This window comes from Marinobacter salinisoli (assembly GCF_017301335.1).
Taxonomy (GTDB): Bacteria; Pseudomonadota; Gammaproteobacteria; order Pseudomonadales; family Oleiphilaceae; genus Marinobacter; species Marinobacter salinisoli.
Window position 1 is genome coordinate 3,553,837 of the sequence record NZ_CP071247.1, and the last position, 24,033, is coordinate 3,577,869.

At 59.0% G+C, this 24,033-nt stretch carries 22 protein-coding genes; 11 read left to right on the forward strand and 11 right to left on the reverse strand.

Annotation, left to right across the window (positions count from 1 at the left end; translation table 11 throughout):
- The first annotated feature begins 146 nt into the window (after positions 1 to 146).
- The 4 genes from LPB19_RS16230 (at position 147) to LPB19_RS16245 (ending at position 7,078) form a co-directional block, all read left to right on the forward strand.
- A complete protein-coding gene (locus LPB19_RS16230; protein ID WP_206643917.1) occupies positions 147 to 3,635 on the forward strand; it encodes an indolepyruvate ferredoxin oxidoreductase family protein in 3,489 nt (1,162 codons plus the stop codon).
- A gap of 67 nt (positions 3,636 to 3,702) precedes the next feature.
- Positions 3,703 to 4,803, forward strand: coding sequence for a Glu/Leu/Phe/Val family dehydrogenase (locus tag LPB19_RS16235; protein WP_206643918.1), 1,101 nt, complete (start codon positions 3,703 to 3,705; stop codon positions 4,801 to 4,803).
- 83 nt (positions 4,804 to 4,886) lie between these two features.
- Entirely contained in the window at positions 4,887 to 6,299 is a 1,413-nt protein-coding gene (locus LPB19_RS16240; RefSeq protein ID WP_206643919.1) for a sodium-dependent transporter, read from the forward strand.
- A gap of 254 nt (positions 6,300 to 6,553) precedes the next feature.
- Complete coding sequence (locus tag LPB19_RS16245) at positions 6,554 to 7,078, forward strand: PEP-CTERM sorting domain-containing protein (RefSeq protein ID WP_228289143.1); 525 nt, start codon at positions 6,554 to 6,556, stop codon at positions 7,076 to 7,078.
- A gap of 118 nt (positions 7,079 to 7,196) precedes the next feature.
- On the opposite strand, the gene LPB19_RS16250 is transcribed toward LPB19_RS16245, so the two are convergent.
- The 4 genes from LPB19_RS16250 to LPB19_RS16265 form a co-directional block, all read right to left on the reverse strand.
- Positions 7,197 to 8,138 carry an NAD-dependent protein deacetylase gene (locus LPB19_RS16250; protein WP_206643921.1) on the reverse strand — a complete coding sequence of 314 codons (942 nt, stop codon included), beginning with the start codon at positions 8,136 to 8,138 and terminating at the stop codon, positions 7,197 to 7,199.
- Positions 8,116 to 8,847, reverse strand: coding sequence for a polyamine aminopropyltransferase (locus LPB19_RS16255; RefSeq protein WP_206643922.1), 732 nt, complete (start codon positions 8,845 to 8,847; stop codon positions 8,116 to 8,118). The genes LPB19_RS16250 and LPB19_RS16255 overlap by 23 nt, the downstream gene beginning before the upstream one ends.
- Positions 8,848 to 8,881: 34 nt before the next feature.
- A complete protein-coding gene (locus tag LPB19_RS16260) occupies positions 8,882 to 9,469 on the reverse strand; it encodes a DUF1415 domain-containing protein (RefSeq protein ID WP_206643923.1) in 588 nt (195 codons plus the stop codon).
- A 172-nt stretch (positions 9,470 to 9,641) separates the two neighbouring features.
- Positions 9,642 to 11,228 (reverse strand): ABC-F family ATPase, encoded by a 1,587-nt coding sequence (locus LPB19_RS16265; protein WP_206643924.1) that lies wholly within the window; start codon positions 11,226 to 11,228, stop codon positions 9,642 to 9,644.
- Positions 11,229 to 11,419: 191 nt separating this feature from the next.
- On the opposite strand from LPB19_RS16265, the gene LPB19_RS16270 reads away from it, so the two are divergent.
- Both LPB19_RS16270 and LPB19_RS16275 read left to right on the forward strand, forming a co-directional pair.
- On the forward strand, positions 11,420 to 11,698 hold the full coding sequence (locus LPB19_RS16270) for a peptidylprolyl isomerase (RefSeq protein ID WP_008939100.1): 279 nt from the start codon (positions 11,420 to 11,422) through the stop codon (positions 11,696 to 11,698).
- A 74-nt stretch (positions 11,699 to 11,772) separates the two neighbouring features.
- The gene (locus LPB19_RS16275) at positions 11,773 to 12,648 is read left to right on the forward strand and encodes a VanZ family protein (RefSeq protein ID WP_228289144.1); all 876 of its coding nucleotides are present in this window, start codon (positions 11,773 to 11,775) and stop codon (positions 12,646 to 12,648) included.
- Here the strand turns inward: LPB19_RS16275 and LPB19_RS16280 are convergent.
- Both LPB19_RS16280 and LPB19_RS16285 read right to left on the reverse strand, forming a co-directional pair.
- Complete coding sequence (locus LPB19_RS16280) at positions 12,635 to 13,819, reverse strand: M24 family metallopeptidase (RefSeq protein ID WP_206643925.1); 1,185 nt, start codon at positions 13,817 to 13,819, stop codon at positions 12,635 to 12,637. The genes LPB19_RS16275 and LPB19_RS16280 overlap by 14 nt on opposite strands.
- Before the next feature lie 158 nt (positions 13,820 to 13,977).
- Positions 13,978 to 14,808, reverse strand: a complete 831-nt coding sequence (locus LPB19_RS16285; RefSeq protein ID WP_206643926.1) for a DUF2059 domain-containing protein — start codon at positions 14,806 to 14,808, stop codon at positions 13,978 to 13,980.
- Positions 14,809 to 14,898: 90 nt separating this feature from the next.
- On the opposite strand from LPB19_RS16285, the gene LPB19_RS16290 reads away from it, so the two are divergent.
- Positions 14,899 to 15,609 carry a transglycosylase SLT domain-containing protein gene (locus LPB19_RS16290; protein WP_228289145.1) on the forward strand — a complete coding sequence of 237 codons (711 nt, stop codon included), beginning with the start codon at positions 14,899 to 14,901 and terminating at the stop codon, positions 15,607 to 15,609.
- 10 nt (positions 15,610 to 15,619) lie between these two features.
- Here LPB19_RS16290 and LPB19_RS16295 read toward each other — a convergent pair whose 3' ends face one another.
- Positions 15,620 to 16,519, reverse strand: coding sequence for a LysR family transcriptional regulator (locus tag LPB19_RS16295; RefSeq protein ID WP_206643927.1), 900 nt, complete (start codon positions 16,517 to 16,519; stop codon positions 15,620 to 15,622).
- A 130-nt stretch (positions 16,520 to 16,649) separates the two neighbouring features.
- Between LPB19_RS16295 and LPB19_RS16300 the strand changes: the two genes are divergently transcribed.
- Positions 16,650 to 16,841, forward strand: coding sequence for a hypothetical protein (locus LPB19_RS16300; protein WP_206643928.1), 192 nt, complete (start codon positions 16,650 to 16,652; stop codon positions 16,839 to 16,841).
- A 95-nt stretch (positions 16,842 to 16,936) separates the two neighbouring features.
- Here the strand turns inward: LPB19_RS16300 and LPB19_RS16305 are convergent, their stop codons facing one another.
- Positions 16,937 to 18,619, reverse strand: coding sequence for an AMP-binding protein (locus LPB19_RS16305; protein ID WP_206643929.1), 1,683 nt, complete (start codon positions 18,617 to 18,619; stop codon positions 16,937 to 16,939).
- Between the two features lie 425 nt (positions 18,620 to 19,044).
- Between LPB19_RS16305 and LPB19_RS16310 the strand changes: the two genes are divergently transcribed.
- Positions 19,045 to 19,959, forward strand: coding sequence for a glutathione S-transferase family protein (locus tag LPB19_RS16310; RefSeq protein ID WP_206643930.1), 915 nt, complete (start codon positions 19,045 to 19,047; stop codon positions 19,957 to 19,959).
- Between the two features lie 2 nt (positions 19,960 to 19,961).
- On the opposite strand, the gene LPB19_RS16315 is transcribed toward LPB19_RS16310, so the two are convergent.
- Positions 19,962 to 20,390 carry an Lrp/AsnC family transcriptional regulator gene (locus LPB19_RS16315; RefSeq protein WP_206643931.1) on the reverse strand — a complete coding sequence of 143 codons (429 nt, stop codon included), beginning with the start codon at positions 20,388 to 20,390 and terminating at the stop codon, positions 19,962 to 19,964.
- Positions 20,391 to 20,507: 117 nt separating this feature from the next.
- Between LPB19_RS16315 and LPB19_RS16320 the strand changes: the two genes are divergently transcribed.
- Both LPB19_RS16320 and LPB19_RS16325 read left to right on the forward strand, forming a co-directional pair.
- The gene (locus tag LPB19_RS16320; RefSeq protein WP_206643932.1) at positions 20,508 to 21,623 is read left to right on the forward strand and encodes an arginine N-succinyltransferase; all 1,116 of its coding nucleotides are present in this window, start codon (positions 20,508 to 20,510) and stop codon (positions 21,621 to 21,623) included.
- The gene (locus LPB19_RS16325) at positions 21,613 to 22,416 is read left to right on the forward strand and encodes a DUF1338 domain-containing protein (protein ID WP_206643933.1); all 804 of its coding nucleotides are present in this window, start codon (positions 21,613 to 21,615) and stop codon (positions 22,414 to 22,416) included. The genes LPB19_RS16320 and LPB19_RS16325 overlap by 11 nt, the downstream gene beginning before the upstream one ends.
- A gap of 36 nt (positions 22,417 to 22,452) precedes the next feature.
- On the opposite strand, the gene LPB19_RS16330 is transcribed toward LPB19_RS16325, so the two are convergent.
- Together LPB19_RS16330 and LPB19_RS16335 are read right to left on the reverse strand one after the other, a co-directional pair.
- Positions 22,453 to 23,106: a protein-L-isoaspartate(D-aspartate) O-methyltransferase gene (locus LPB19_RS16330; RefSeq protein ID WP_206643934.1), complete on the reverse strand. Its 654-nt coding sequence runs from the start codon at positions 23,104 to 23,106 to the stop codon at positions 22,453 to 22,455.
- A 74-nt stretch (positions 23,107 to 23,180) separates the two neighbouring features.
- Positions 23,181 to 23,987, reverse strand: coding sequence for a TSUP family transporter (locus tag LPB19_RS16335; protein ID WP_206643935.1), 807 nt, complete (start codon positions 23,985 to 23,987; stop codon positions 23,181 to 23,183).
- Between the last annotated feature and the right edge of the window lie 46 nt (positions 23,988 to 24,033).

The following is a 24,033-nucleotide window of genomic DNA, read 5'->3' on the forward strand; positions in this document are numbered from 1 at the left end:
GACATCAGCAACCGACTTCGACTGCGTTTCAAGCTGCCAGCCTGACGGCTGCCCGGCACGCTTTCTGAACTCGAACTGATTCCGGCACACAGCGCATGGAATGCACTGCGCGCGTGCCCCGACGATTTGTGGAAACGGTGAACACCATGCAAGAGAAACAACTGCGCAACGCCAGCCTGAACGACGTCTGGGAAAAAGACTCCGGCGCCGTGTACATGAATGGCAGCCAGGCCCTGGCTCGCCTGCCCCTGCTTCAGGCCCAGCTCGACAAGGCCAGCGGCCTGAATACCGCCGGTTTCATTTCCGGCTACCGCGGCTCACCACTGGGCGGCTTCGACAAAGTCCTGTGGAAAGCCCGCGACTACCTCAAGCAACAGAACATTCACTTCCTGCCAGGCATTAACGAAGACCTCGGCGCGACCGCCGTGTGGGGCTCCCAGCAGGTTAATATTTTCGAAGGCGCCGAGTACGACGGCGTCTTTGGTCTGTGGTACGGCAAGGGTCCGGGCGTTGACCGCACCGGTGACGTCTTCAAGCACGCCAATGCCGCAGGCACGTCCCGCTTCGGCGGTGTACTGGCGGTAGCGGGCGACGACCACGCCTGCAAGTCTTCCACCCTGCCCCACCAGAGCGACTACGCCTTCATGGATGCCGGCATGCCGGTGCTGAACCCGGCCGGCATTCAGGACATTCTGGACATGGGCCTGTATGGCTGGGCCATGTCCCGCTTCAGCGGCTGCTGGGTTGGCTTCAAGGCACTGGCTGAAAACATGGATTCATCCATTTCCGCCAACCTGGACCTGAGCCGCATCGACATCCAGATTCCCCGGGATTTCCAGATGCCCGAAGGCGGCCTGAACTCCCGCTGGCCGGACAAACCCATGCAGCAGGAAGAACGTCTGCACCGCTACAAGCTGGAAGCCGCCAAGGCGTTCTGCCGGGCCAACCGTCTGGACAAGACCGTGCTGTCCGCCAGCCAGCCCAAGCTGGGTATCATCACCACCGGTAAGGCTTACCTGGACGTGATTCAGGCGCTGGCCGACCTGGGCCTGGGTGAGCAGGAGCGCGAGGCCATCGGCCTGACCGTGTACAAGGTCGCCATGCCCTGGCCGCTGGAGCCGGAAGGTATTTTCGAATTTGCTTCCGGCCTGGAAGAAATCCTGGTGGTTGAGGAAAAGCGCGGCCTGATTGAAGACCAGCTCAAGACCCAGCTTTACAGCTGGCAGGACAAAGAGCGCCCGCTGGTGATCGGCAAGCGCAACGAGCACGGTGAAGAGCTGCTGCCGGTGATCTCCGAGCTGACACCGGCCATGGTGGCCCGCGCCATCGCTTCCCGCCTCGGTGACCGCGTCTGCAACGACCAGCTGCACCGTCGCCTGAACTTTCTGACCGAGAAAGAGAACAGCCTGGCGCAGCCAAAAGATCGCCTGGAGCGCACCCCGCACTTCTGCTCCGGCTGCCCGCACAATACCTCTACCCAGGTCCCGAAGGGCAGCCGCGCCCTGGGCGGCATTGGCTGTCACTACATGGCCACCTGGATGGAACGGGGCACCGACACCTTCACCCAGATGGGGGGCGAAGGTGTGACCTGGCTGGGTCAGGCGCCGTTCACCAAAGAAAAACATGTGTTCCAGAACCTGGGTGACGGCACCTACTTCCACTCTGGCCTGCTGGCCATCCGTGCCGCTATCGCCTCCGGTTCCAACATCACCTACAAGATCCTGTACAACGACGCGGTCGCCATGACCGGTGGTCAGCCGGTGGACGGCACCTTAACGGTGCAGCAGATCAGCCACCAGCTCTACGGTGAAGGTGTGCGCCGCATTGCCGTGGTCAGTGACGAGCCCGACAAGTACCCATCCCGGGCTGATTTTGCCGATCGCACCACCTTCCATCACCGGGACGATCTGGACGCCCTGCAGCGCGAGATGCGCGAAATCGAAGGCTGTTCAGTGATCATCTACGACCAGACCTGCGCCGCGGAGAAACGCCGTCGTCGCAAGCGCGGCACCATGGAGGACCCGGATCAGCGCGTGATGATTCACTCCGATGTGTGTGAGGGTTGCGGCGATTGCGGCATCCAGTCCAACTGCCTGTCCATCCTGCCGAAGGAAACCGAGGAAGGGCGCAAGCGCACCATCGATCAATCCGCCTGTAACAAGGACTTCTCCTGCGTGCGTGGTTTCTGCCCGAGCTTTGTCACCGTCAAAGGCGGCAAGCTGAAGAAGCCGGCTGGCGTCAGTGCGGATGTGGACTTCCCCGAGCTGCCGGAGCCGATCGCTGTGGATGGCCATAACCCCTACGGCATCCTGCTCACTGGCGTCGGCGGTACCGGTGTGGTCACCGTCAGCGCCCTGCTGGGCATGGCCGCCCACCTGGAAGGCAAAGGCGTGTCTGTGCTGGACCAGACCGGTTTGGCCCAGAAATTCGGTGCGGTGGTCAGTCACATCCGCATCAGCGACAAGCAGGAAGACATCCACGCGGTTCGCATCCCGGCGGGTGAAGCCGACCTGATGATGGCGTTCGACCTGATGGTTGCCGCCACGGACGACGCCCTCGCCAAGCTGGACAACCGTTTCTCCCGCTGTGTGGTGAACGTGGAAGAAGCCATGCCGGCTGCCTTCACCCGTAATGCGGACATTCAGTTCCCAGGTGAATCCATGGAGCAAAGCATTCGCGAAGCCTGCCGCGAAGACGGCGGTCACTTCCTGAATGCCGGCAAATTGGCAAAGGCTCTGATGGGCGACAACATGGCGGTAAACCTGTTCACCGTCGGCTTTGCCTACCAGAAAGGCCTGTTGCCATTGAGCGCGGCTTCCATTGAGCGCGCCATCGAACTGAACAACGCAGCTGTGGACAAGAACAAGCAGGCGTTCCTGTGGGGCCGCCGGGCGGCTCACGATCTGGACCGGGTCAAAGGCCTGGCCTTCCCGAAGCCCAAGGGCGACGTGGTACAGATCATGGAAACCACCGATCAGCTGATCCGTCGCAAGATGAACTTCCTGACCGAGTACCAGAACGCCGCCCTGGCCAAGCGCTACGAGAAGCTGGTGCGTCAGGCCGAAGCCCGCATTGCCAAGCAACTGGGCAGTGATCCGGTGCTGCTGCGCACCATCGCGGAAAACTACGCCAAGGTACTGGCCTACAAGGACGAGTACGAAGTGGCGCGTCTGTTCAGCAACGGCAACTTGCGCAAGCAACTGGCGGAAGAGTTCGAGGGCGAGGTGGAGCTGGAGTTTAACCTGGCTCCGCCGATCTTCAGCCGCGCCAGGAACGGCGAGCGCCCGAAGAAAATGAAGTTCGGCCCGTGGATGGAGAAGGCCTTTGCCCTGCTCGCCAGAGCAAAAGGGCTGCGCGGTACCCCGCTGGACCCGTTCGGCTACACCGCCGATCGCCGGTTGGAGCGCAAGCTGATTCGTGACTACGAGGCGGATGTTAACTGGTTGCTCAAAAACCTGAGCAGCGACCACGCCGACGCCGCCCGTGCCCTGGCCAACCTGCCCGCGAAGATCCGCGGCTATGGCCCGGTGAAGGAAAAAGCCTATGAGGCCACCCGCAAGGAGCGGACCCAGTTGCGTGCGGAACTGAATCCAAACGCACGGGAACATCAACAAATCGCCAACGCGGCAATCTAACAACAAGAACCCCGCCACCGCAGGCCCCACAAGGGCAGCGGTGGCTTAACGAGAAAGGTGAAACGCCATGAACGTATTCAGCCATCCCGAATTCGACAACCACGAGCATCTGTCCTTTTTCTGCGATCCGGAAACCGGACTGAAAGCCATTGTTGCCGTTCACAACACCTCTCGCGGCCCCGCCCTCGGCGGCTGCCGGATGTTCCCCTATGCCTCGGACGAAGAAGCGCTGCGTGATGTGCTGCGCCTGTCCAGGGGCATGACCTACAAATCCGCCCTGGCCAACCTGGATCTGGGCGGCGGTAAGTCGGTGATCATCGGTGACCCGCGCAAGCACAAGACCGAAGCACTGCTGGAAGCCATGGGCAAGCATCTTGACGGTCTCGGTGGCCAGTACATTGCCGCTGAAGATTCCGGCACCAGTGTCTCTGACCTGAAAATCATGGGCCGTCATACCCGGCACGTTGCCGGCATCGTTGAGCGCACCGGTATTGATGGCCGTCCTTGTAATGGCGACCCGTCCCCGGCCACCGCCTACGGCACTTTCATCGGCCTGCAAGCGGCGGTGAAGCACCAGCTTCGCACCGACAGCCTGAAGGGCCTGAAAGTCGCCATCCAGGGCATTGGCAACGTGGGCTTCCGCCTGGCCAAGCACCTGGCGGACGCCGGCGCCCAGCTGTGGGTGTACGACATCCACGAGGACAACATGAAGCGCGCCGTGGACGAACTGGGGGCCAAGCCGGCCGCGGCCGAGGACATCCTGACCCTGCCGGTGGACGTCATTGCCCCCTGCGCCATGGGTGCCGTGTTGAACGACAGCACGATCCCTGAAATCAAAGCGTCTGTGATTGCCGGTGCCGCCAACAACCTGTTGGAGCGCCCGGACCATGACCAGGCCCTGAAAGACCGCGGCATTTTGTATGCCCCGGACTTCGCCATCAACGCTGGCGGCATCATCGATGTGTTCTACGAGCGCACCTCCGGCTCTGCCGAGAAATCCCGCGCCCACGTGGAAACCATCGCTGACACCCTGGCCGAGATCTTCCGTCGCTCCGACGACAGCGGCCGCCCCACTGGCGTGATCGCTAACGAGCTGGCCGAGGAGCGGTTCAAGAAGCACGTTGCCCATGTCAGCACCCTGCCCGAACGTTTGGCGCGCGCGGTCTGAACAGCGGCAACACCACCTATGAGGCTGTGCCCGTCACAGCCTCTGTTTCCCCTTACAAAAACAAGTACTAGCAGGAGACAGCTATGTCCGTATCACAATCCGGCAGCACAACGTATACCGGAGCACAGGAAGGTGCCAGCGCCAAGCGTGGCCTCTGGTCCTCACGCCTGGCCTTTATCCTGGCCGCCACCGGTTCTGCGGTGGGCCTGGGTAATATCTGGAAGTTCCCCTACATCACCGGCGAACACGGCGGCGGCGCCTTTGTGCTGGTGTATCTGCTGTGTATTGCGGTGGTCGGTATCCCCATCATGATGGGTGAAGTGCTGATCGGCCGGCGCGGTGGTCGCAGTCCGGTCAACAGCATTCGTCTGATTGCCGAGCGCGACAGGCTCAACCCCCTTTGGCGCATGATTGGCGCCGTCGGCGTTCTGGCCGGCTTCCTGATCCTGTCTTTCTACTCTGTGATTGGCGGCTGGGCTGCCTCTTACGTGGGTACGGCAGCCAGCGGCCAGCTGGTGGGCCAGTCTGCCGATGCCATCGGTGCGATCTTCTCCGGCCTGCTGAGCGACCCGCTCACCCTGCTGATGTGGCATACCGTGTTCATGGCGCTGGTCATGGTGGTGGTAGCCCGCGGTGTTCGTTCTGGCCTTGAGCGTGCGGTCAGCATCCTGATGCCCGGCCTGTTCGTGCTGTTGCTGCTGGTTGTTGGTTACGCCATGACCACCGGCGAATTTGGCCGTGCGGCGGCGTTCCTGTTCCAGCCGGACTTCTCCAAGCTGACCACCTCCGGTGTGCTGGTTGCCCTGGGCCACGCCTTCTTCACCCTGAGCCTCGGTATGGCGGTGATGATGGCCTACGGTTCCTACCTGCCGAAGAACGTGTCCATCGCCAAGACCTCCATCACCGTGTCTGTCATCGACACCGGTGTGGCCCTGCTGGCTGGCCTGGCGATCTTCCCGATCGTGTTCGCTAACGGCCTCGAGCCGGGTGCAGGTCCTGGCCTGATCTTCCAGACCCTGCCGCTGGCCTTCGGTCAGATGCCCATGGGCAGCCTGTTCGGCACCCTGTTCTTCGTCCTACTGATTTTCGCGGCCTGGACATCCGGCATCTCCCTGCTGGAGCCCATCGTTGAGTGGCTGGAAGAGCAGAAGGGCATGAACCGCACCGTGAGCACCCTGGGTGCGGGCCTGGTGTGCTGGGCGCTGGGTATTGCCTCGATCCTGTCGCTGAACCTGTGGTCCGACTTCGCACCGCTGGGCAGCATCGCCATGTTCGAAGGCAAGACCATCTTCGACCTGCTCGACTTCTTCACCGCCAACATCCTGCTGCCGCTGGGTGGCCTGCTGGTGGCTGTGTTCGTCGGCTGGGTGATGTCCCGCCAGGCGGTCGAGAACGAGCTGTCGCTGTCCGAGCCGATGTTCCGCCTGTGGTACACCACCGTGCGGTACTTCACGCCGGTTGCGGTTGCTGTGGTGTTCATCTACAACCTGATGTAAGCCTCACAACCTGAAACGACAAAGCCCGCTTCCGAGCGGGCTTTTTTATTCGGGAACGGAAAAGAGTGCGACCAATCAGCCCGAAACTACCTGTTCGGTGCAAGCAAGCCCTAAAATATAAGTGTCCACTTATTTTACATGTCGCCCAAAACAAAATCATAACCTTCTGATAAAAAACACTTTATTTAACCGGCATTTCTTTTGCTTATTTACCCCCTGCAAGACCCTCATTCATATGAAAAAGGAAGTTAATGATGAAAAAAATAGTTGCAGGGATTGGCGCTCTATTACTCACTCTGTCCTTCTCTACTAATGCCGGCCTTATTTACGACGAAGCTACTGATGGCGACATTGGAACTGGTCTGTCCGGTATGTCGATTTGGCGCCTCGAAGAAGGAGCCCTATCTATTCTGGGTACTGCTAACGTAGGAGATATCGACGAGATAGGCATTATCGTGAAGGAGGGTTTTGAGCTCATTTCAGGCACGTTCCAGGCTTGGTTCAGTGGCAGTGGCAATGGCAATTACAACAGCGACGGTGCCCAGACATTAGCTGGCGACCTTTTCCAGGGCGAAATCAAGAACGGCGAAACCTTTGTTGAGATCGCTCCATTCAAAATACACCGTTTCCGCACCAGCGGCTTCTATGCAGATGCAGACGTCACCTATCGCTACGACTTCAACGTCAAGGCTGTTCCCGAGCCGTCCACCCTCGCACTCCTCGCGCTGGGTGTCGCAGGCCTGGCTTCCCGCCGCGCCAGAAAAATCGCTAAAGGGTAAAACACGCCGATTTTCGTGAGATAGCGATTGAAGGCACCACCCTCTTCGGGCGGTGCCTTTCTGTATCCGGGCAGATCGATTTTCAAAACCAACCCCGGCCCACGCCCGGCTCACACCTCTAGATCAGCCGCAAGGCTGCTTCCAGCGTTTCCCCGATTCGTGCGTTAAGCTTCAGGTCCGCCAATTCATCCGCCCGGGTCCGCCCCAGGTTCAGCGTGGCGATGGGCTTGCCCCACTCGCTCGCATAGCGACAAAACCGAAAGCCCGAGTACACCATCAACGACGAACCCACTACCAGCAGCCCATCACTCTGGCGGAGCGCATCCAGTGCGGCTTCCACCCGCTGCCTGGGCACGAAATCCCCGAAAAACACCACATCCGGTTTCAGGATGCCGGCACATTTGGGGCAATCCGCAGGTTTGAAACCGGAGAACTCCACGTCGAGGTCGGCATCCCCATCGGGCGCGACCCCGGCACTCAGGCCGGTAAAGCCCGGGTTCAGATCAGCGCACCGGTCGTGGACTTCATCACGGGTGCAACGGTAGCCGCAGCTCATGCAGAGCACTTCATCGGCCCGGCCGTGCAAGTCGATCACCGATCGGGAACCGGCTCGCTGGTGCAGGCGGTCGACATTTTGCGTGACCACCAGCGGGCAGTGATTGCGATGCTCCAACTCCCGGATGTGATGATGGGCAGGGTTGGGCCGGGCATCACGGATCAGGGGCCAGCCGATCAGACTGCGCCCCCAATAGCGCTGCCTGGCTTCGTGACTGTCCAGAAACACCTGATGCTGAACAGGCTGCTTGCGTTTCCACGCGCCATCGCCGTCGCGGTAATCCGGAATGCCGGAATCCGTGCTGACACCGGCGCCGGTGAGCACCATCAGTCGCGGATGGTCTCGAACGAACTCGGCAAGCAGCGCCCCGGCCTGTTCCGGCTCATGCTGAACCACTGGCTCCACGGCGTCGGGCAACCGCTGACTACTACTGAAGGGTCGGGTTCGATGGGTTATCACAGGTAGAGCGCCCCCGATAAATTCAGCCCGGCTTCCGGGCGACATAAACGGTGTTGAAAGACTCCCTGTTCTGAAACGGATTGAAAAAAGTGACGACGTGGCAGGCCACATCGACAAACACTTCCCTCAGTACCGCCATAAATTCCTCATCCTCACCCTCGTTGGACCACATGGCGAAGATTCCCTGCGGCTTGATCTGCCGAGCCATCTGGCCAATGTTGGCGACGGTATAGAAGCTGGCGTTGGAATCGTGAAGCAGGGCCCGGGGCGAGTGATCAATATCCAGAAGAATGGCATCGAAGGTTTTGCCGGGCGACTCAGGGTCAAAGCCGCCCTCTGAAGGCTCGGCGATGGCGAGATCAAAAAAGCTGCCATGCACGTACCGGCTCCGAGCATCGGCGTTTATATCCGCCCCCAATGGCACCATTTCCTGCTGATGCCAGCGAATGACCGGCTCCAGGTACTCAACAATCAGCAACTCCCCCACCCGTTGGTGCTTGAGCGCGGCAACCGCCGTATAGCCGAGGCCAAGCCCGCCAACAACCACACTGAGGTTGTCACCCGGCGTTGCCTCCAGGCCGATGTCCGACAGCGCCACCTCGGCGTCCACAAACATGCTGGACATCAGGAACTCTTCCCCGAGCTTTACTTCGAAGATATCGCGGTTGCCGATCGCCGGGATGCGGCGCCGACGCAGGGTGATCTCTCCGATTTCGGAGGGTTGGCTATCGATTTGCTCGAAAAGAAGTCCCACGTGTTTCCTCACCTTTAAAAATGTGATTCCCTGGTCAAAGCTCCGAGCTATCGCAGGTGGAGCCCCCTGAATTCCCACCAGAGTGCAAACAAGCCCTTAACACCGCCTGCATTTTTTCTACACCAATCTTTTCCATCAGCTCAATATTTCTCTGAGGAATACCATCCACATCTGGATGGTTATCAATCGCCGCCTCCAGACTGGCTTCCCGCAACAGGTGAAGCATCGGGTACGGAGACCGGTTGGTATAGTTCTCGGCAGCATCCGGCTCCGCTCCCTCGAACTGATAATCCGGATGGAAACTGGCTATCTGGTAAACGCCTTCCATCTCAAGGTACGCAAGCAAGCCATCGGCCGCATCCAGAAATTCATTGTAGGGTCCGAATGCCTGCAATACATCCGGGTGGATCAACAATGTGGTTTCAATCTCTGGTTGGTCGTCCAGGCGACGAAGCTCAGCATGCAGATCCTGAAGCAACGCATCTTCATCCTTGGCATCAGACACCACAAATCGAACCCGGTCCCGGACCAGCTCGCGCTTGGCAAACGGACACAGGTTGTACCCGACCACCACGTCTTCGACCCATTTTCGCGTTGTTTCAATCAGCGCTGTTTCGTTCACATTCGATTCCTCGTTCGGCTAGGACACAGGCAATGAAGCCTGATCGGGCAAGCGAGGCGGGCTGACCAGAACTGTGCTGAGCCATGGATGGCGAAGCTCAAGCGACACAGGGATGTGCCTGAGCGGGTTCTGGACAGCCCGCCTCGCTTGTCCAGCCCCCGTCTTAACAAGGTTAGAAGTAGCCCTGACTCCGCAGATAATCATCATAAGAGCCACTAAAGTCAGTCACCCCATCGGCACTCAACTCAATAATCCGCGTCGCCAGCGACGAAACAAACTCCCGGTCATGGCTCACGAAGATCAGCGTGCCCGGATAGTTCTCCAGCGCCAGGTTCAGCGCCTCGATGGATTCCATATCCAGGTGGTTGGTGGGTTCATCCATCAGCAGCACATTCGGCTTTTGCAGAATCAGTTTGCCAAACAACATGCGCCCCTGCTCACCACCGGAAAGAACCTGCACGGATTTACCAATGTCATCACCGGAAAACAGCATTCGCCCCAATGTGCCGCGAACCAGCTGTTCGCCGCCCTTGGTCCATTGCGCCATCCAGTCGGTCAGGGTGTCATCGGCGGCAAAATCCGCGGTGTGATCCTGATTGAAGTAGCCGACTTCGGCACTGTCCGTCCACTTTACTTCACCACCGTCCGGCTCATAGGCGCCTGCCATGCACTGCAACAGCGTGGTTTTGCCGATACCGTTGGGACCAATGATGGCAACGCGTTCCCCGGCTTCGATCTGAAGATTCAACTTGTTGAACAAGGTTTCGCCGTCGAACCCCTTGGTCAGATCCTTCAGCGTGACAGCCTGACGATGCAGCTTCTTGCCCTGCTCAAATCGGATAAACGGGCTCACGCGGCTGGAGGGTTTCACCTCTTCCAGCTGGATCTTATCGATCTGGCGGGCACGGGACGTGGCTTGCTTGGCTTTGGAGGCGTTGGCCGAGAACCGGCTGACAAACTGCTGCAGTTCGGCAATCTGCGCCTTTTTCTTGGCGTTATCCGCCAGCATGCGTTCGCGGGCCTGAGTCGCAGCGGTCATGTACTCATCGTAGTTGCCCGGGAACAGCCGCAGCTCGCCATAGTCCAGATCTGCCATATGAGTACAGACGCTGTTCAGGAAGTGGCGGTCGTGAGAGATGATGATCATGGTGCTGTTGCGCGACACCAGAATATTCTCCAACCACCGGATGGTGTTGATATCCAGATGGTTGGTTGGTTCGTCCAGCAGCAGGACGTCCGGATCAGAGAAAAGCGCCTGAGCCAGCAACACTCGAAGCTTCCAGCCCGGTGCCAGCGCACTCATCGGCCCGTCATGTTCTTCCAGCGGAATGTCCAGGCCAAGCAACAGTTCGCCGGCGCGGGATTCTGCGGTGTAGCCATCCATTTCGGCGAACTGGACTTCCAGATCCGCCACGGCCATGCCGTCTTCTTCGCTCATTTCTGCGAGGGAATAGATACGGTCCCGCTCGTTCTTGACCCGCCAAAGCTCCTCGTGGCCCATAATTACGGTGTCGATCACCGTGAAGTTCTCATAAGCGAACTGGTCCTGGCGCAGCTTACCCAGCCTGCTGTTCGGTTCCAGCATGACCTGGCCGGCAGAAGGCTCCAGATCGCCACCCAGAATCTTCATCAGCGTGGACTTTCCGCAGCCGTTGGCACCGATAAGGCCATACCGGTTGCCGTTGCCAAACTTGGCCGAAACGTTTTCGAACAGGGGCCTGGCCCCGAACTGCATGGTGATATTGGCGGTGGAGATCAAGAAAAAACCTATAGAATTAGAGGGCGGCCGTGCTTGAATGCACAGGCAGCGACGGGAAAAGCCGGCATTGTACAGGTTTGCCAGTTCAACTGTGAGACCGCAAAAGCACGGATAAAAAGGGCTTGCCTCTGACCAGGGGTCACGGCAGCATGCCCGTTCTGATGTACCCATGCATTGATAGGAGAATAACCATGGCACAGGCCACTGCACGTCACATCCTGGTAGACAGCGAAGCCAAATGCGAAGAACTGAAAAAAGCCATTGAAGGTGGTCAGGACTTTGCCGAAGTAGCGAAGCAACACTCTTCCTGCCCGTCCGGCCGCAACGGTGGCGACCTGGGCAGCTTCGGCCCGGGCCAGATGGTTCCGGAATTCGACAAAGCGGTGTTCAACAGCGAACTGAATACCGTGATCGGGCCGATCAAGACCCAGTTCGGCTATCACCTGTTGGAAGTGACCAGCCGCAGCTAATGGAAGCGGTGTCTTCCCCGAACCGACCAGCTTGGCTGGGGCCTCGTGCCCTGGCCTTGCTGGTCGTTCTTTTTGTGGCCCCGTTACTATTTTTCGGTGGCCCCGAGTGGTTCAACGGGCCTTTCGGAAGCGCCGTCTGGAACCTGGGCCATATCGGCTTCTTTGCTCTGATAACGCTGGCCGCTCATCCCTGGCGATGGCTGGGGGGCTGGAAACTCTGGGCGATCCCCACGCTGGCGGTGTTTCTGGTTGGTGGCGCGATCGAAGTTGTGCAGTCGGATGTCGGGCGCGAGGCCAGCTGGCACGATATGCTGCGTAACCTGATCGGCGTCTGGATCGTTCTGGCCTGGCGTCACCGGCTCGATTCGAAACAATCAGCCCAAGCCAGTGCTCATACTGCACTGATGCTCGCCAGCACGCTGCTGCTCCTGTTCGAACTGGGAACCACGGCCGCCATCGGTGTCCGGCAGTTTAAAGTCGCCCATCAATTGCCCCAGCTCTACGATTTCAGCCACAACGACCCCACCCCTTACTGGCAAGGCGAGCTCACACCGTCGAAGGAATACGCCGGCCCGCACGAGCAGAGCCTCCGGCTCGATTTGAACACCAAGCTGTACTCAGGCGGGTCATTGGGCAACCTGCCATCCGACTGGCGCGGCTATCAACGGCTGCATCTGGCGTTGTTCAACCCCAATAGCGAGCCACTGCCGATAACACTGCGCATCAATGACTGGACTCACGCGTTCGGCAACAACGCGCACAGCGATCGGTACAACACCCGGCTGACGCTGCAGCCAGGTGCGCAAACCATTACGGTGGATTTGTACGACATCGAGCAGGCACCGCGGACGCGGCGGATGGACATGGATAGCGTGTCACAGCTCAAGCTGTTCGTATCACGGCTGCCAGAGCCCACCACCATCTACATTCAGGATCTCAGGCTGGAGTGAGCGTCCAGGGGTTATCCGTCAGCACCTCGACGCCTTGACCGGTCACCAGAATCGTCTCGCTGCAACCAATGCCCCACTGCCCCGGGATGCGCAGACAGATTGGCAAATGGAACACCATGCCCGGTTTGAAGGTGGTGTTGCCGCCACGGGCAATGAAGCCGGAACCCTCGACCCAGGACGGCGGAAACTGCGCGCCCACGGTGTAGCCGAACACACCAGAGAAGAATACCTTGTCGGCCAACGGCGCCAGGGCCTTTTCCGCCGCCCGGGCCGCTGAATCAAAGGTGTTTCCGGGCTTCACTGCCGCCAACAGCGCATCTACCACCTTACGACAGCCCTCGAACACCTTCTGCATCTGAGCCGAAGGCTTGCCTGCTATCACGGTTTGCATCATCGGTGCCGTGTAGCGGTGCCAGGCCGCACCAAACTCCAGAAAGACCGGTTCATCCGGTTCAATCGGACACCGTTTGTGGTTGGCGTGGATCACACTGCTTCTGGGGCCGGTGGTTACGATCGGCTGCATGCTCATGAACTCGCTACCGGCATCCAGCAACGCCCGGGCCCCGGCGGCGGCCACCTCGTTGTCGGTGATTCCTGCCCGTACGGCGGCCACTGCAGCGCGCAAGCCTTCCGCTGTCACACTGGCACTGCGCCTGAGGAAATTGATTTCCATCTCGGATTTCACAATCCGGACCTTTTTCACCAGACCGCCGGCATCAACGAATCGGACACCCGGCAGCCGGGCTTTCAGCCCCTCGACCACGCCGAGTCGCAACGAGCCGTGCCAGGAATCGATGCCCACCGTATCCGCCGCTTCACTCAGGGCATCAATCAGTGGCAACAGAACCTCGCCAATTCCTTCCCAGCGATACCCGGTCACGTTGTCCACCCGGGTGGTCACAATGGCCGGCCCCATCTCGATGGAGGGCACCTGAAGCAACAGGGATGAAGTGGTAACGACCAGCGCAATATGCACAGAAACTTCGAAGGTGCTGTAGCCGGTCAGGTAAAAGATATCGGAGCTGTCAGTGAGCAGCAGCGCGTCGATATCATCCGCTTCCATCAACTGACGGACGCGCGCAAGCCGCTGATCATATTCTTCCGGAGGAAAGGGGCATTCACTTCCACGGGACTGAAGGGTCAGGGCCTTCTGGTACGCATTGAAATCCATGGGAGCAACTCCACCGTTGCACATGTGTATAACATGGACCCAAATTCGCTTCCGAACAAATTTTTGCTCAAAAACTTTCACCAATCCCTTGGTTTGAATGGGTTGACAGTTGTCGCTGGAACGGGGCGGCTAACGCCCTTGCTGAGCCGTTGCGACAGTTATTGTTTTCCCCCGGCAGCCGGGGCAAGAAGGCGTACCATCTGTGAACTGACCGATTCAATCGGTTCGGAAATCGCCTGCTGAATGCTGCTGGTCACGGTCTTGGAAAAAGCCGCCCCGGGCGCGCTCTCAAGGAAGTCCAGATAGAGGCTCATTTCCTGGGTACTGATGTCCTCATAGGTGTACAGGTAGCTATCAAACACCTGCTGGCCCACCACGCCTCGCAGGGTGCTGCGCTGATTTTCGATCGCCTGGCGCAGTTCCTGCTGGCTCATGGCCCCGGGACTGAATGCGGACATGGCAGTGGCCAGCCCCAGCTGCACAGCAATGGTGGTATCCACCGCGCTCTCGGTGGCGCGGGCCGCTCGATCGTAGCGTTCGAACATCCGGCTTCGTTCGGTATTGCGGTATTTTTTACTCAGCTCGGGCCCCTGGGCCTGAATTTCTTTCCAGACCGAGGGCGCGGATGCCGCGATTTCCGCTTCGGCAATCTTCCGGGCTACCGGTGTTTTATACCAGTCATGAACCGACGCCAGCTGATCCGGGGTCAGGTTGTTTTCCAGGTTGGCAACGATCTGCTGTTCGATGTCGGCATCCCGAAAACTGTGGCTGACCACCTGCCCGATGGTTGCCGTGACCATCGGTGGCATTTGCCCTACCCGGGCAAGCCCGTCTTCAATGCCCTGCTTCATCATCGCCGGATAATGGGCCACGATGTCATCGATGGGAGACGCCGTCAGAACCTGCTGTGCACTAGGGGCGGCTACTGCCTGACCGGCCACCATTGCCGCAGCAACTAAAAGAGGTTTAATTAGAGCGCGAGGTTTCATAACACTATCATCTCGTTGTGTGCCTTCCTTTGTTTATGGCACGAGTTATGCCAAATCGGCAAGTGATCCCAATTAATGGGAGATGACAGTTTGGTAGGGAAACGAAACACCCGCAGGCGCCGTCGCCGCGTTTCACCATGGCGTGCCCGCCTGACCTGGTATGCGCTTCCGGTGGCCGGAGTGCTCATTGGAATCTGGGCCACCATTCGCTTCAGTTTGCTCGCGCCGGACCCGCCGGCCAATGCCGACAATCTGTGCGAGATATTCCGGGAACATCCGGCGTGGTACGACTACGCCCGCGAATCACAGGACGTCTGGGGAACCCCGATAGCGACTCAGATGGCCTTCGTGTATTACGAATCGTCGTTCCGGAGCCACGCCCAACCACCGCGGAAGCGCTTGTGGGGCTGGATGCCCTGGTTCCGGGTCAGCTCGGCTTACGGTTACGCGCAGGCCCTGGACCCGGCCTGGCACGATTACCTGAGCGCCAATGACAGCAGCTGGTATGCGGTTCGAACTGATATGAAGTACGCCCTGGATTTCATCGGCTGGTACAACCACCTGACCCACCGTCACCTGGACGTTGGCTTCTCCGATCCGTTTCAGCTTTACCTGGCCTACCACGAAGGACGCGGAGGTTTCAGCCGACGCACCTTCGATCAAAAGCCCGCCATCGTGGGGCTCGCCAAGCGGGTGCGGAGTCGGGCGTTCCGGTACGACAACCAGCTTCAGGCCTGTGAGCAGGAATTCCAGTGCTGGCGCTGGTATCAGTTCTGGCCGTTCTGTTCGGTGCCCGGTTAAGGGGGGCTGATCAGAACGCGGCGCTTATTTCAATGGCGCCGGCGTGCGCCCGCAAACGTTCAACCAGGTACTCCATGACAATCCGCACGCGGGCCATTTGCTGGGTGTCCTGATTGACATGCAGCCACAAATCGACGCTCTCTCCTTCCAGCGGATCACTCAGACGCCGCAACTCACGCGCGCCCTCCCCCAGATAACAGGGCAAGACAGCCAGTCCGGCGCCCGCCCTGGCCAGCGCGACCATCGACTGCAGGCTATTGCATCGAACCAGCAATTCCGCCTGTTTCAGGTTTCGGCGGTACCACCGCCCGGTCGCCAGCTGGGTAAAGCTCTCGTCAGGAATCAGCCAGCGGAAATCCTCTGGCCGGCTCAGCATCTCGATATCACGGTGCCGCCGACAATATCCGATCGAACCGTACACCGCTGATTCGATAGCGGCGATTCGCTCCCCGGACAAGGTTTCCTGGGGGTCGTTCTCCGGCCGAACGGTGATGTCGGCTTCCCGATGGCTCAGGTTGGCAACATCGTTATCCGTGAGTACCTCCAGCTCAATGCCGGGGTAGTCCCGAACCAGCTCCGCCAGAATGGGGCTGAGCAGCTCATTCAGCAGAACATCCTCAGCCGCGACGCGCACCTTACCCACCGGATCGTCGCCCTGCCCCACCAGCTTGCGCTCCAGGTTTTCCATGGCCACGGCGAGCTTTTCCGCCTCGCGAAAAGCGGTCTCGCCCACCGGGGTAAGCTGGAACCCATCCCGGCTGCGCTCAAAGAACTGCACACCCATAGACTCCTCCACCTGGTCGAGCCGACGGAGAACCGTAGTCTGGTGCACGCCCAACAGTTGCCCCGCTTTCGCAAGGGTGCCGCCCTGGGCCAGGGCGCGAATAAATCTCAGATAATCCCAGTCCATCTCTCACTGCATTTTTGCAACACGGATACGGATTTTAACTTATTAATACTGCGAATTAGAAATCGTAGAATGCGTCTCGCAGTTTAAGGTAGATCGCTAACTATTTCGCACCTACTTGGAGGAAAGCGTAATGATTCATAGACACAGTGTTACAGATCAGCCGCTTCCATCAGCGCTCCTCCACAACGGCGCTGAGACGCGGAGGCAATACACCCGCGCAGCCATCAAAGGAATGGTGCAACGGTTCAGCCGCAAGGCACAGACCGTTCAGACTCAGGCGGAAGCCGCTATTGATATGCCCCGGATGCAGGGCAGCGTCTAAGGAGTGCAGGCCAGCGGCAGAACCGCAGGCCTGACAGGAAGGAATTCTAGAACGCCGGTGTTCCGTGTTTCGGAACACCGGCGTTTTTCTTTGGATCAGCTTTCCCAGATAACGGTTTGCCTGCTCTCAAACCAGCCATCCATCTTGCCGGCATAAAAGTCCTCAATAACATTCCGTTTGATCTTCATGGTGGGCGTCAACATGCCGTTTTCCATGGTCCAGGGGTCTTTGACCACTATCATGTGAGCCAGCTTTTCGTGCGGCTCGCATTTCGCATTCACCGCATCGAATACCTGCCGCAATTCCTGCTCCAACTCTTTGCGATCGCCACCGTTGGCCAGCTCCTGCCGGGCTTCATCCGACAACAGCACCAGCAAACAGGGTTGCGGCTGGTTCGCGCCGGCAACGCACACAACTTCTACTTTCGGATGATTGAAGCGGTTCTCGATCGGTACCGGCACCACATATTTGCCTTTGGCGGTCTTGAACAGGTCCTTTACCCGACCGGTTATTTTCAGGAAACCTTCTGCGTCGATTTCCCCCATATCGCCGGTTTTCAGGAAACCGTCGTCGGTGATGTCTTCTTTGGTTTTCTCGTCATTCTTGAAGTATCCGAGCATCAGGCCCGGGCTCTTCACCTCAATTTCACCATTGCTGGCAATCCGGTGCTCAACGCCCGGGTTAGCGTTACCCACGGTGCCGACCTTGGTTTTTCCGGGACGGTTGGCGTGTGAATACGCGAAGTTCTCGGACATGCCGTATACCTCAAGCAACTCCAGCCCCAGGTTCCGGTACCAGTCGATAATCTCGGCCGACAGTGGTGCCGCCCCGGTCAGCGCCGCACGGCAATGATCCAGTCCCAACTGCTTCAGCACTTTCTTTTTCACGAGCGAGTTCAGCAGTGGAATGTTGAACAGTACCTTTTGTTTTTTCGGCGGCAGCTTGGCACTGACTCCTAGGTAGAACTTCATCCACAGCCTCGGAACCGAGAAGAAGACAGTCGGCCGGGCGCGCTGCAGGTCTTCCTGGAAGGTCTCCAGGGAATTGGCGAAATACAGATGAAAACCGTAATACAGGGCCTGGGTTTCCACCGCGGCCCGCTCGGCCACATGCGCAAGCGGCAGATACGACAGCATGCGCTCGTCTGAATCCACCGGGAATATCTGCTGCAGGCCTTCGGCCACGGAAATCATGGTCCGGAAACTGTGCATGACGCCTTTGGGGCGGCCGGTGCTTCCGGAGGTATACAGAAGCGTTGCGAGCGTGTCCGGCGTCGGCAGTTTGGGTTCAGCAGGCTCGGTTTTGGCGATGATATCGAGCCACTTCGGCGTGTCGTCGCGCGGCGACATTGGCAGGGAAATAATCGGCAGATCGGCCGGAACATGTCCCTTGATGTCATTCCAGCCATCCGCCTTACCGTCGAGCTTGCCGAGGAACAGCAACTTGGCCTCGCTGTGATCAAAAATGTAGGCGGCCGTTTCGCCGTTGAGCGTGGGATACAGCGGAACGGACACATGACCCGATGCCCAGATCGCCAGATCAGCCAGAATCCAGTGAGCACTGTTCTTGCCCAGGATGGCTATTTTGCTTTGCTCCGGGAAGTTCAGCCCGTTCAGGTGCGCCGCCATTCGGGATACCTGGTCGGCCGCCTCTTTCCAGGTGATGTCCTCGACATGCCCGTCCGGGAACGGCTGCGTCAGGAAGACGTTATCGGGGGTTTCCTTGGCCCAGTAATAAAGGCAGTGCAGAGAAGTTTGCTTGCGGGAATCAGATGCCATCGATGGCTCCTTATTATTGTGTTGATTCAATCCGGCGGAAAACGTCTGTCTTCATAGTAGCCGTATTCCGAGCTGGCTCAATAGCAAGACCCAACTGCCTGACTGACATTATTTGCCATGGGCGTGAAGCAGTTCACAGAACCTGAGCTTCAAATCGCTGGCCCTGGTCTAGATTGAAAATGGAAGCACCGCGACTTGCTCGCCCACCGGAGGACTCCGTGAAATCATCGTCCCGCTCTTTTCTGATTTTCCCCGCCTGGGGCCTCATCCTGCTGGGCTCCGCCGCGTTTTTGTACTGCGCATCCATCGGCCTTCTGGGCGGCTGAGCGCAGTTACAAAAAGGCCTTAACAGCCTCACGACAGACCTGTAAGGCAGCGCATCCTCCTGTAAACTGTTCTTTTTCCAAAAGAATGGATGCGCTCACATGTCTGATCTGGTGCTTTTTCACTACCCCATGTCGCCCTTTTCCGAAAAGATCCGAGCCCTTCTTGGTTACGCCGGCCTCAGCTGGCAATCGGTTCGGGTCGAGGAAATGCCACCCCGACCGGTGCTGGACACCCTGGCCGGAGGCTACCGGAAAATCCCGGTGGCCCAATCAGGCGCGGATATCTTTTGCGACACCCGCACCATTGCCCGCGAAATTGCCACCCGGGCCAACAAGCCGGAACTGATTCTGAGTGAACAGCCGGAGGACGTTCAGGCCTTTGTCGAGAAGGTGGAACTGGAGATTTTTCTGGCTTGTGTGATTGCCGCCAGCGACGCCCGACTGCTGACAAAGCTGTTCCGTGAAACCTCCCTGTTGCACACCTTCCGGTTCCTGAAGGACCGCATAACCATGGGCCGCAAGGCCCGGGTTCGCGCCATGGGGGCACGCGAATCCAGAAAGGTGGTGATGGCATTTATCGCCGATCTGAACGAGCGCCTGACACAGGACTTCCTGTTTGGCGCCCAGCCCTGCATCGCCGACTTTTCCGCCTACCATGGCCTCTGGTTCGCGTGCGATCTGGCCGGCAAGCCCTGGCTTCGGGATTACCCGACAGTGGCGGCCTGGATGGATCGGATCCGGGCCTTTGGCCACGGCACGCCCACCGAGATCAGTCCGGAACACGCCATTGAGCAGGCCCGGCAAAGCCAGCCCCGCGCGCTGCCGGCGGCGGTGGATACCCAGCACGCCGGACAGACCGTCAGTATCGCCCCCACCGACTATGGCCGGGACCCGGTGACCGGCACGCTTGTGCATTCCGGTGCCACCGAAACCATTCTTGCCCGCGAGACGCCGGCCGTGGGCCTTGTTCATGTCCACTTCCCGAAGCAGGGGTTCCGCCTGAAGCCGGTCTGAGGTCAGCGCCGGAAACGGGTTTCCAGCACCACCGCCGAGTTGGTGCGTTCTACCCCCTCAAGATTCCCTATCTCATCCAGCACAGCGCTCAGTTCCTCCAGGGACTGGGCCTGCACAATGGCAATGAGGTCGTATTCGCCACTGACGGCGAACAGTTGAGCCACCTGTGAGATGCCTTCCAGCTCGATATTGGTTTTCGCGGTCAGCTTCTGCATCACCTTGATGGACACATGAGCTTCCACCAGGTTTTCTGAAAACTCGCCGCCCAGCATCACGGAATAACCCCGTATCACGCCGCTGGCTTCAAGCTTGGCAATGCGATTCTGCACCGTCGAGCGCGAGACATGCAGTTCCCGCGCGAGGTCACTGATGCTGGTGCGGGCGTTCTGACGAAGCAGCATCAGCAGCTTCTGGTCCTGCTTACTGATCATTTTGACATCTCAACTTACCAATTTGATCTTATTCTATCTCGATTCGGTCATTTTGCATCTGCAATCTGACACCCCAACCCTTCATACTTTCGCCAAATCAACTCAGGAATTTCGGACATGCTGATTCGCCCGATTGCACATTCAGATCTTGATACGCTGTATCAGATCGCCGTTGAATCCGGCCCGGGCTTCACTTCCCTGATGCCGGATCGGGACGCATTGACCCGTAAAATCGAACACTCCGTCGCCAGTTTTAACCGGTCAGTCTCCACCCCCGGTGACGAACATTATCTGTTCGTGCTGGAGGACGAGACCACCGGCGAGATTATGGGCACAACCGGTATCGAGGCAGCCGTTGGCCATGCCCACCCGCTGTATCATTTTCACCGCAATACCGTGACCCATCATTCCCGTGACCTTGGCCTGCGCCACAGCGTGGAAACCCTGAGCCGCTGCAACCATTATTCCGGCTGTACCGAGGTCTGCTCGCTGTACCTGCGTCCGGAATTCCGCCGGCCGAATGCCGGCAAGCTGCTGTCCCGGGTGCGCTTCCTGTTCATGGGGCTGCACCCCGAGCGTTTTTCCGACACGGTCATCGCCGAAATGCGCGGCGTGTCGGATGACGAAGGTCGTTCGCCGTTCTGGGACTGGATGCAAGCGCATTTTGTCGACATGGAATTTGCCGAGGTCACTCGCCTGATCAGCAGCGGCAATACCGATTTCATTGAAGAGCTGATGCCCTCGCATCCGCTCTACACCTGTCTGCTCAGCCCTGAGGCCCAAGGTGTACTGAGCGAGGTTCACGAGAAGACTCGTCCCGCCCTGCACATGCTCACGGCCGAGGGCTTCCGGCACAAAGGATTTGTCGACCTGTTTGACGGTGGTCCGACGGTGGAATGCAAGCTGCCGGACATCCGAAGCGTGCAGGAGTCGGAGCACTGGTCTGTTGAAATTGAGCAGGTTCCGACCAATGATTTCCAGAAACGCAGCCGGACACGATTCGATTCACCGCTGCTGGTCACCAACACAGAAACCGCCGGCTTCCGGGCGACGGTTCTGACCGGCGCTTCGACGCGCGCGGGCTCGCGCACCCTGTGTCTGACGCCAGCCCAGGCAAAACATCTGAACCTTCAAAACGGCAGCGTTTGCCGGGTTCTGCCACTGACCAGCCAGTCCAAGGCCATGCCGGCTGCTACCGAACACACTCGTGCGGAGGTTAACTATGCACACTGATCTGAAAGAGCTTTTTGACAACCTTTGGGAAAACTACAAGTCGGTAACCCCGTCAGCGGATGAAATCCACCGCATCCTGGGTGCCGAGGAAGGCCAGAAGATCGTGAACGATCACATCGCCCTGCGCACCTTCAACCTGGCCCCGGTTGGCCTGGACGCACTGGCCGAGCACTTCACCAGCATTGGCTACAAGGCTTGTGGTGAATACCACTTCGAGGCCAAGAAACTGTACGCCCGCCACTTCGAGCATCCGGACCCGGAAGCACCGAAGGTATTTATCTCCGAGCTGCTGGTGGAAGAGTTCTCTCCGGAGCTGCAGACCGTCGTGAAAGACATGGTTTCCCAGGTTAAGCCGGAAGACGTCAAAGCCGACAACTTCCTGTACTCCGGCCGGCACTGGGATGTGGATTACGACACCTACCGCAAGCTGCTGGAAGAGAGTGAGTACGCGGCGTGGATGGCAGCCTGGGGTTACCGTGCCAATCACTTTACCGTCAGCATCAATCACCTGACCCAGTACCAGACGGTTCCGGAAGTGAACCAGCTGCTGAAGGACAGCGGCTACACCGTGAACGCCTCCGGTGGCGAAGTGAAAGGTTCCCCGGCCGACCTGCTGGAGCAGTCTTCCACCATGGCGGATCGCATTCCGGTCAAGTTTAGTGACCGCGAAGAAACCATCCCGAGCTGCTTCTACGAGTTCGCCCTGCGTTACCCGAAAGAAGACGGAACCCTGTACACCGGTTTCGTGGCGGCTTCCGCCGACAAGATCTTCGAGAGCACCAACGCCGCCTGACCGGCGCCGGTCTCCGGAACGCGACAGGGCTGGTTATCACCAGCCCTGTTCGCCTTTCAATGGCACAAAACGTACGCCCCCCAGATCCTCAGTTCGATACTCCGTTTCCGATATCCGGGTCACCCTCCGCAGCGACTGAACCGTATGCTCGGACCCCACCGGAATCACCAGGTGACCACCAATGGCAAGCTGCTGCTTCAAGGCATCGGGCACCGCCGGCGCCCCAGCCGCCACGCATATACCATCAAAGGGTGCTTTGTCCGGCCAGCCCAGGGTGCCGTCACCACAGCGCACCTCGACGTTGTCGTAGCCTTCGGCGGCAAGCACGCGAGCCGCTTTTTCCGCCAGCGTTTCAAGGCGCTCAATGCTGTACACCCGCCCGGCGATGGACGCCATCACGGCAGCGGCATAGCCCGAGCCGGTGCCGATATCGAGCACGCTTTCCCCGCCGCGCAGGTCCAGCGCATCCGCCATCAGCGCCACGATGTAAGGCTGGGAAATGGTCTGGCCCTCACCAATCGGTAGCGGACCGTCGTCGTAGGCGCTGTCCGCCAGATCCGGCGGCACGAATTTCTCCCGGGGCACACGCCGCATGGCCTCAATCACCAGGGGCGATGAGATGTCACGGCTGCTGATTTGCTGATCCACCATCCAGTTCCGCAGACGGGTATAGCCTGGTTGCTCGCTCATCGGGGTGCCTCCCTACCGGGTATCCCAACAAGAAGTGTTGGCCGTGAGCGGGCAGGACACAAGTTGGCGTTTGTCTAACCAGCGACGCTGAAAATCCCTATCGTACTGACGGTCAGAAGTACCGTGCCCAGTACCCGGAAAAACACCGGTGTTTCCGCCCTTAACATGCGATCGTGGACCACCAGGCCGATGACATGCCCCACCGCCGCACACGGCAGCAGCCAGAGGTGATGAATCAACTGCAGATCAACCCCCGCCCAGATGAACGCCGCCATTTTGATGGTCACCAGGATAAACCAGAGCGCGAACAGCGTGTCCCTCAGTTTTTCTTTGGGCAAATGCTGAGCCACCACCGCAATGATCAGCGGTGCGCCAATCAACGACGTACCGCTGATGTAGCCGCCAAGCATGAGAAACACGGTATCTACCGACTTGCTGCCACTGCGGAACGGACGATTGATGATGTAAGACACCGAATACAGCGCCACGATGGCGAAAATGATGCCACTGAGCACCTTCGAAGGCAGGGTGATCAGCCCCAGCACCCCCACCAGTTTTGGCACGATCATGATGCCCAGTATGCGCCAGAGGTATTGCCAGTCGACGGTGCTTTCCCTCACGCCACTGTGCGCTCCGCGCTCGTCCGATGTCGTGGCCGGGGCGGTACGGTTTTTCCGGTTATTGAGCCAGATGGTCAGGGAGGAAAACACCAGCAGGTGAACCGAAATGAGAGGCAGAAACACCAGCGGCTGATCCAGCACCAGCAGCAGAAATGGCAGCGACAGCACCGCGCCGCCGAACCCAAGCCCGGAACGCACAAACCCACTCCAGACAAAGATCAGACCAATCAGCACATACTGAATCAGGCTCAGATCAGACATACCACTCCCACCAATCACCAAAACCGCCTCAGCGGCACCCTTGCGC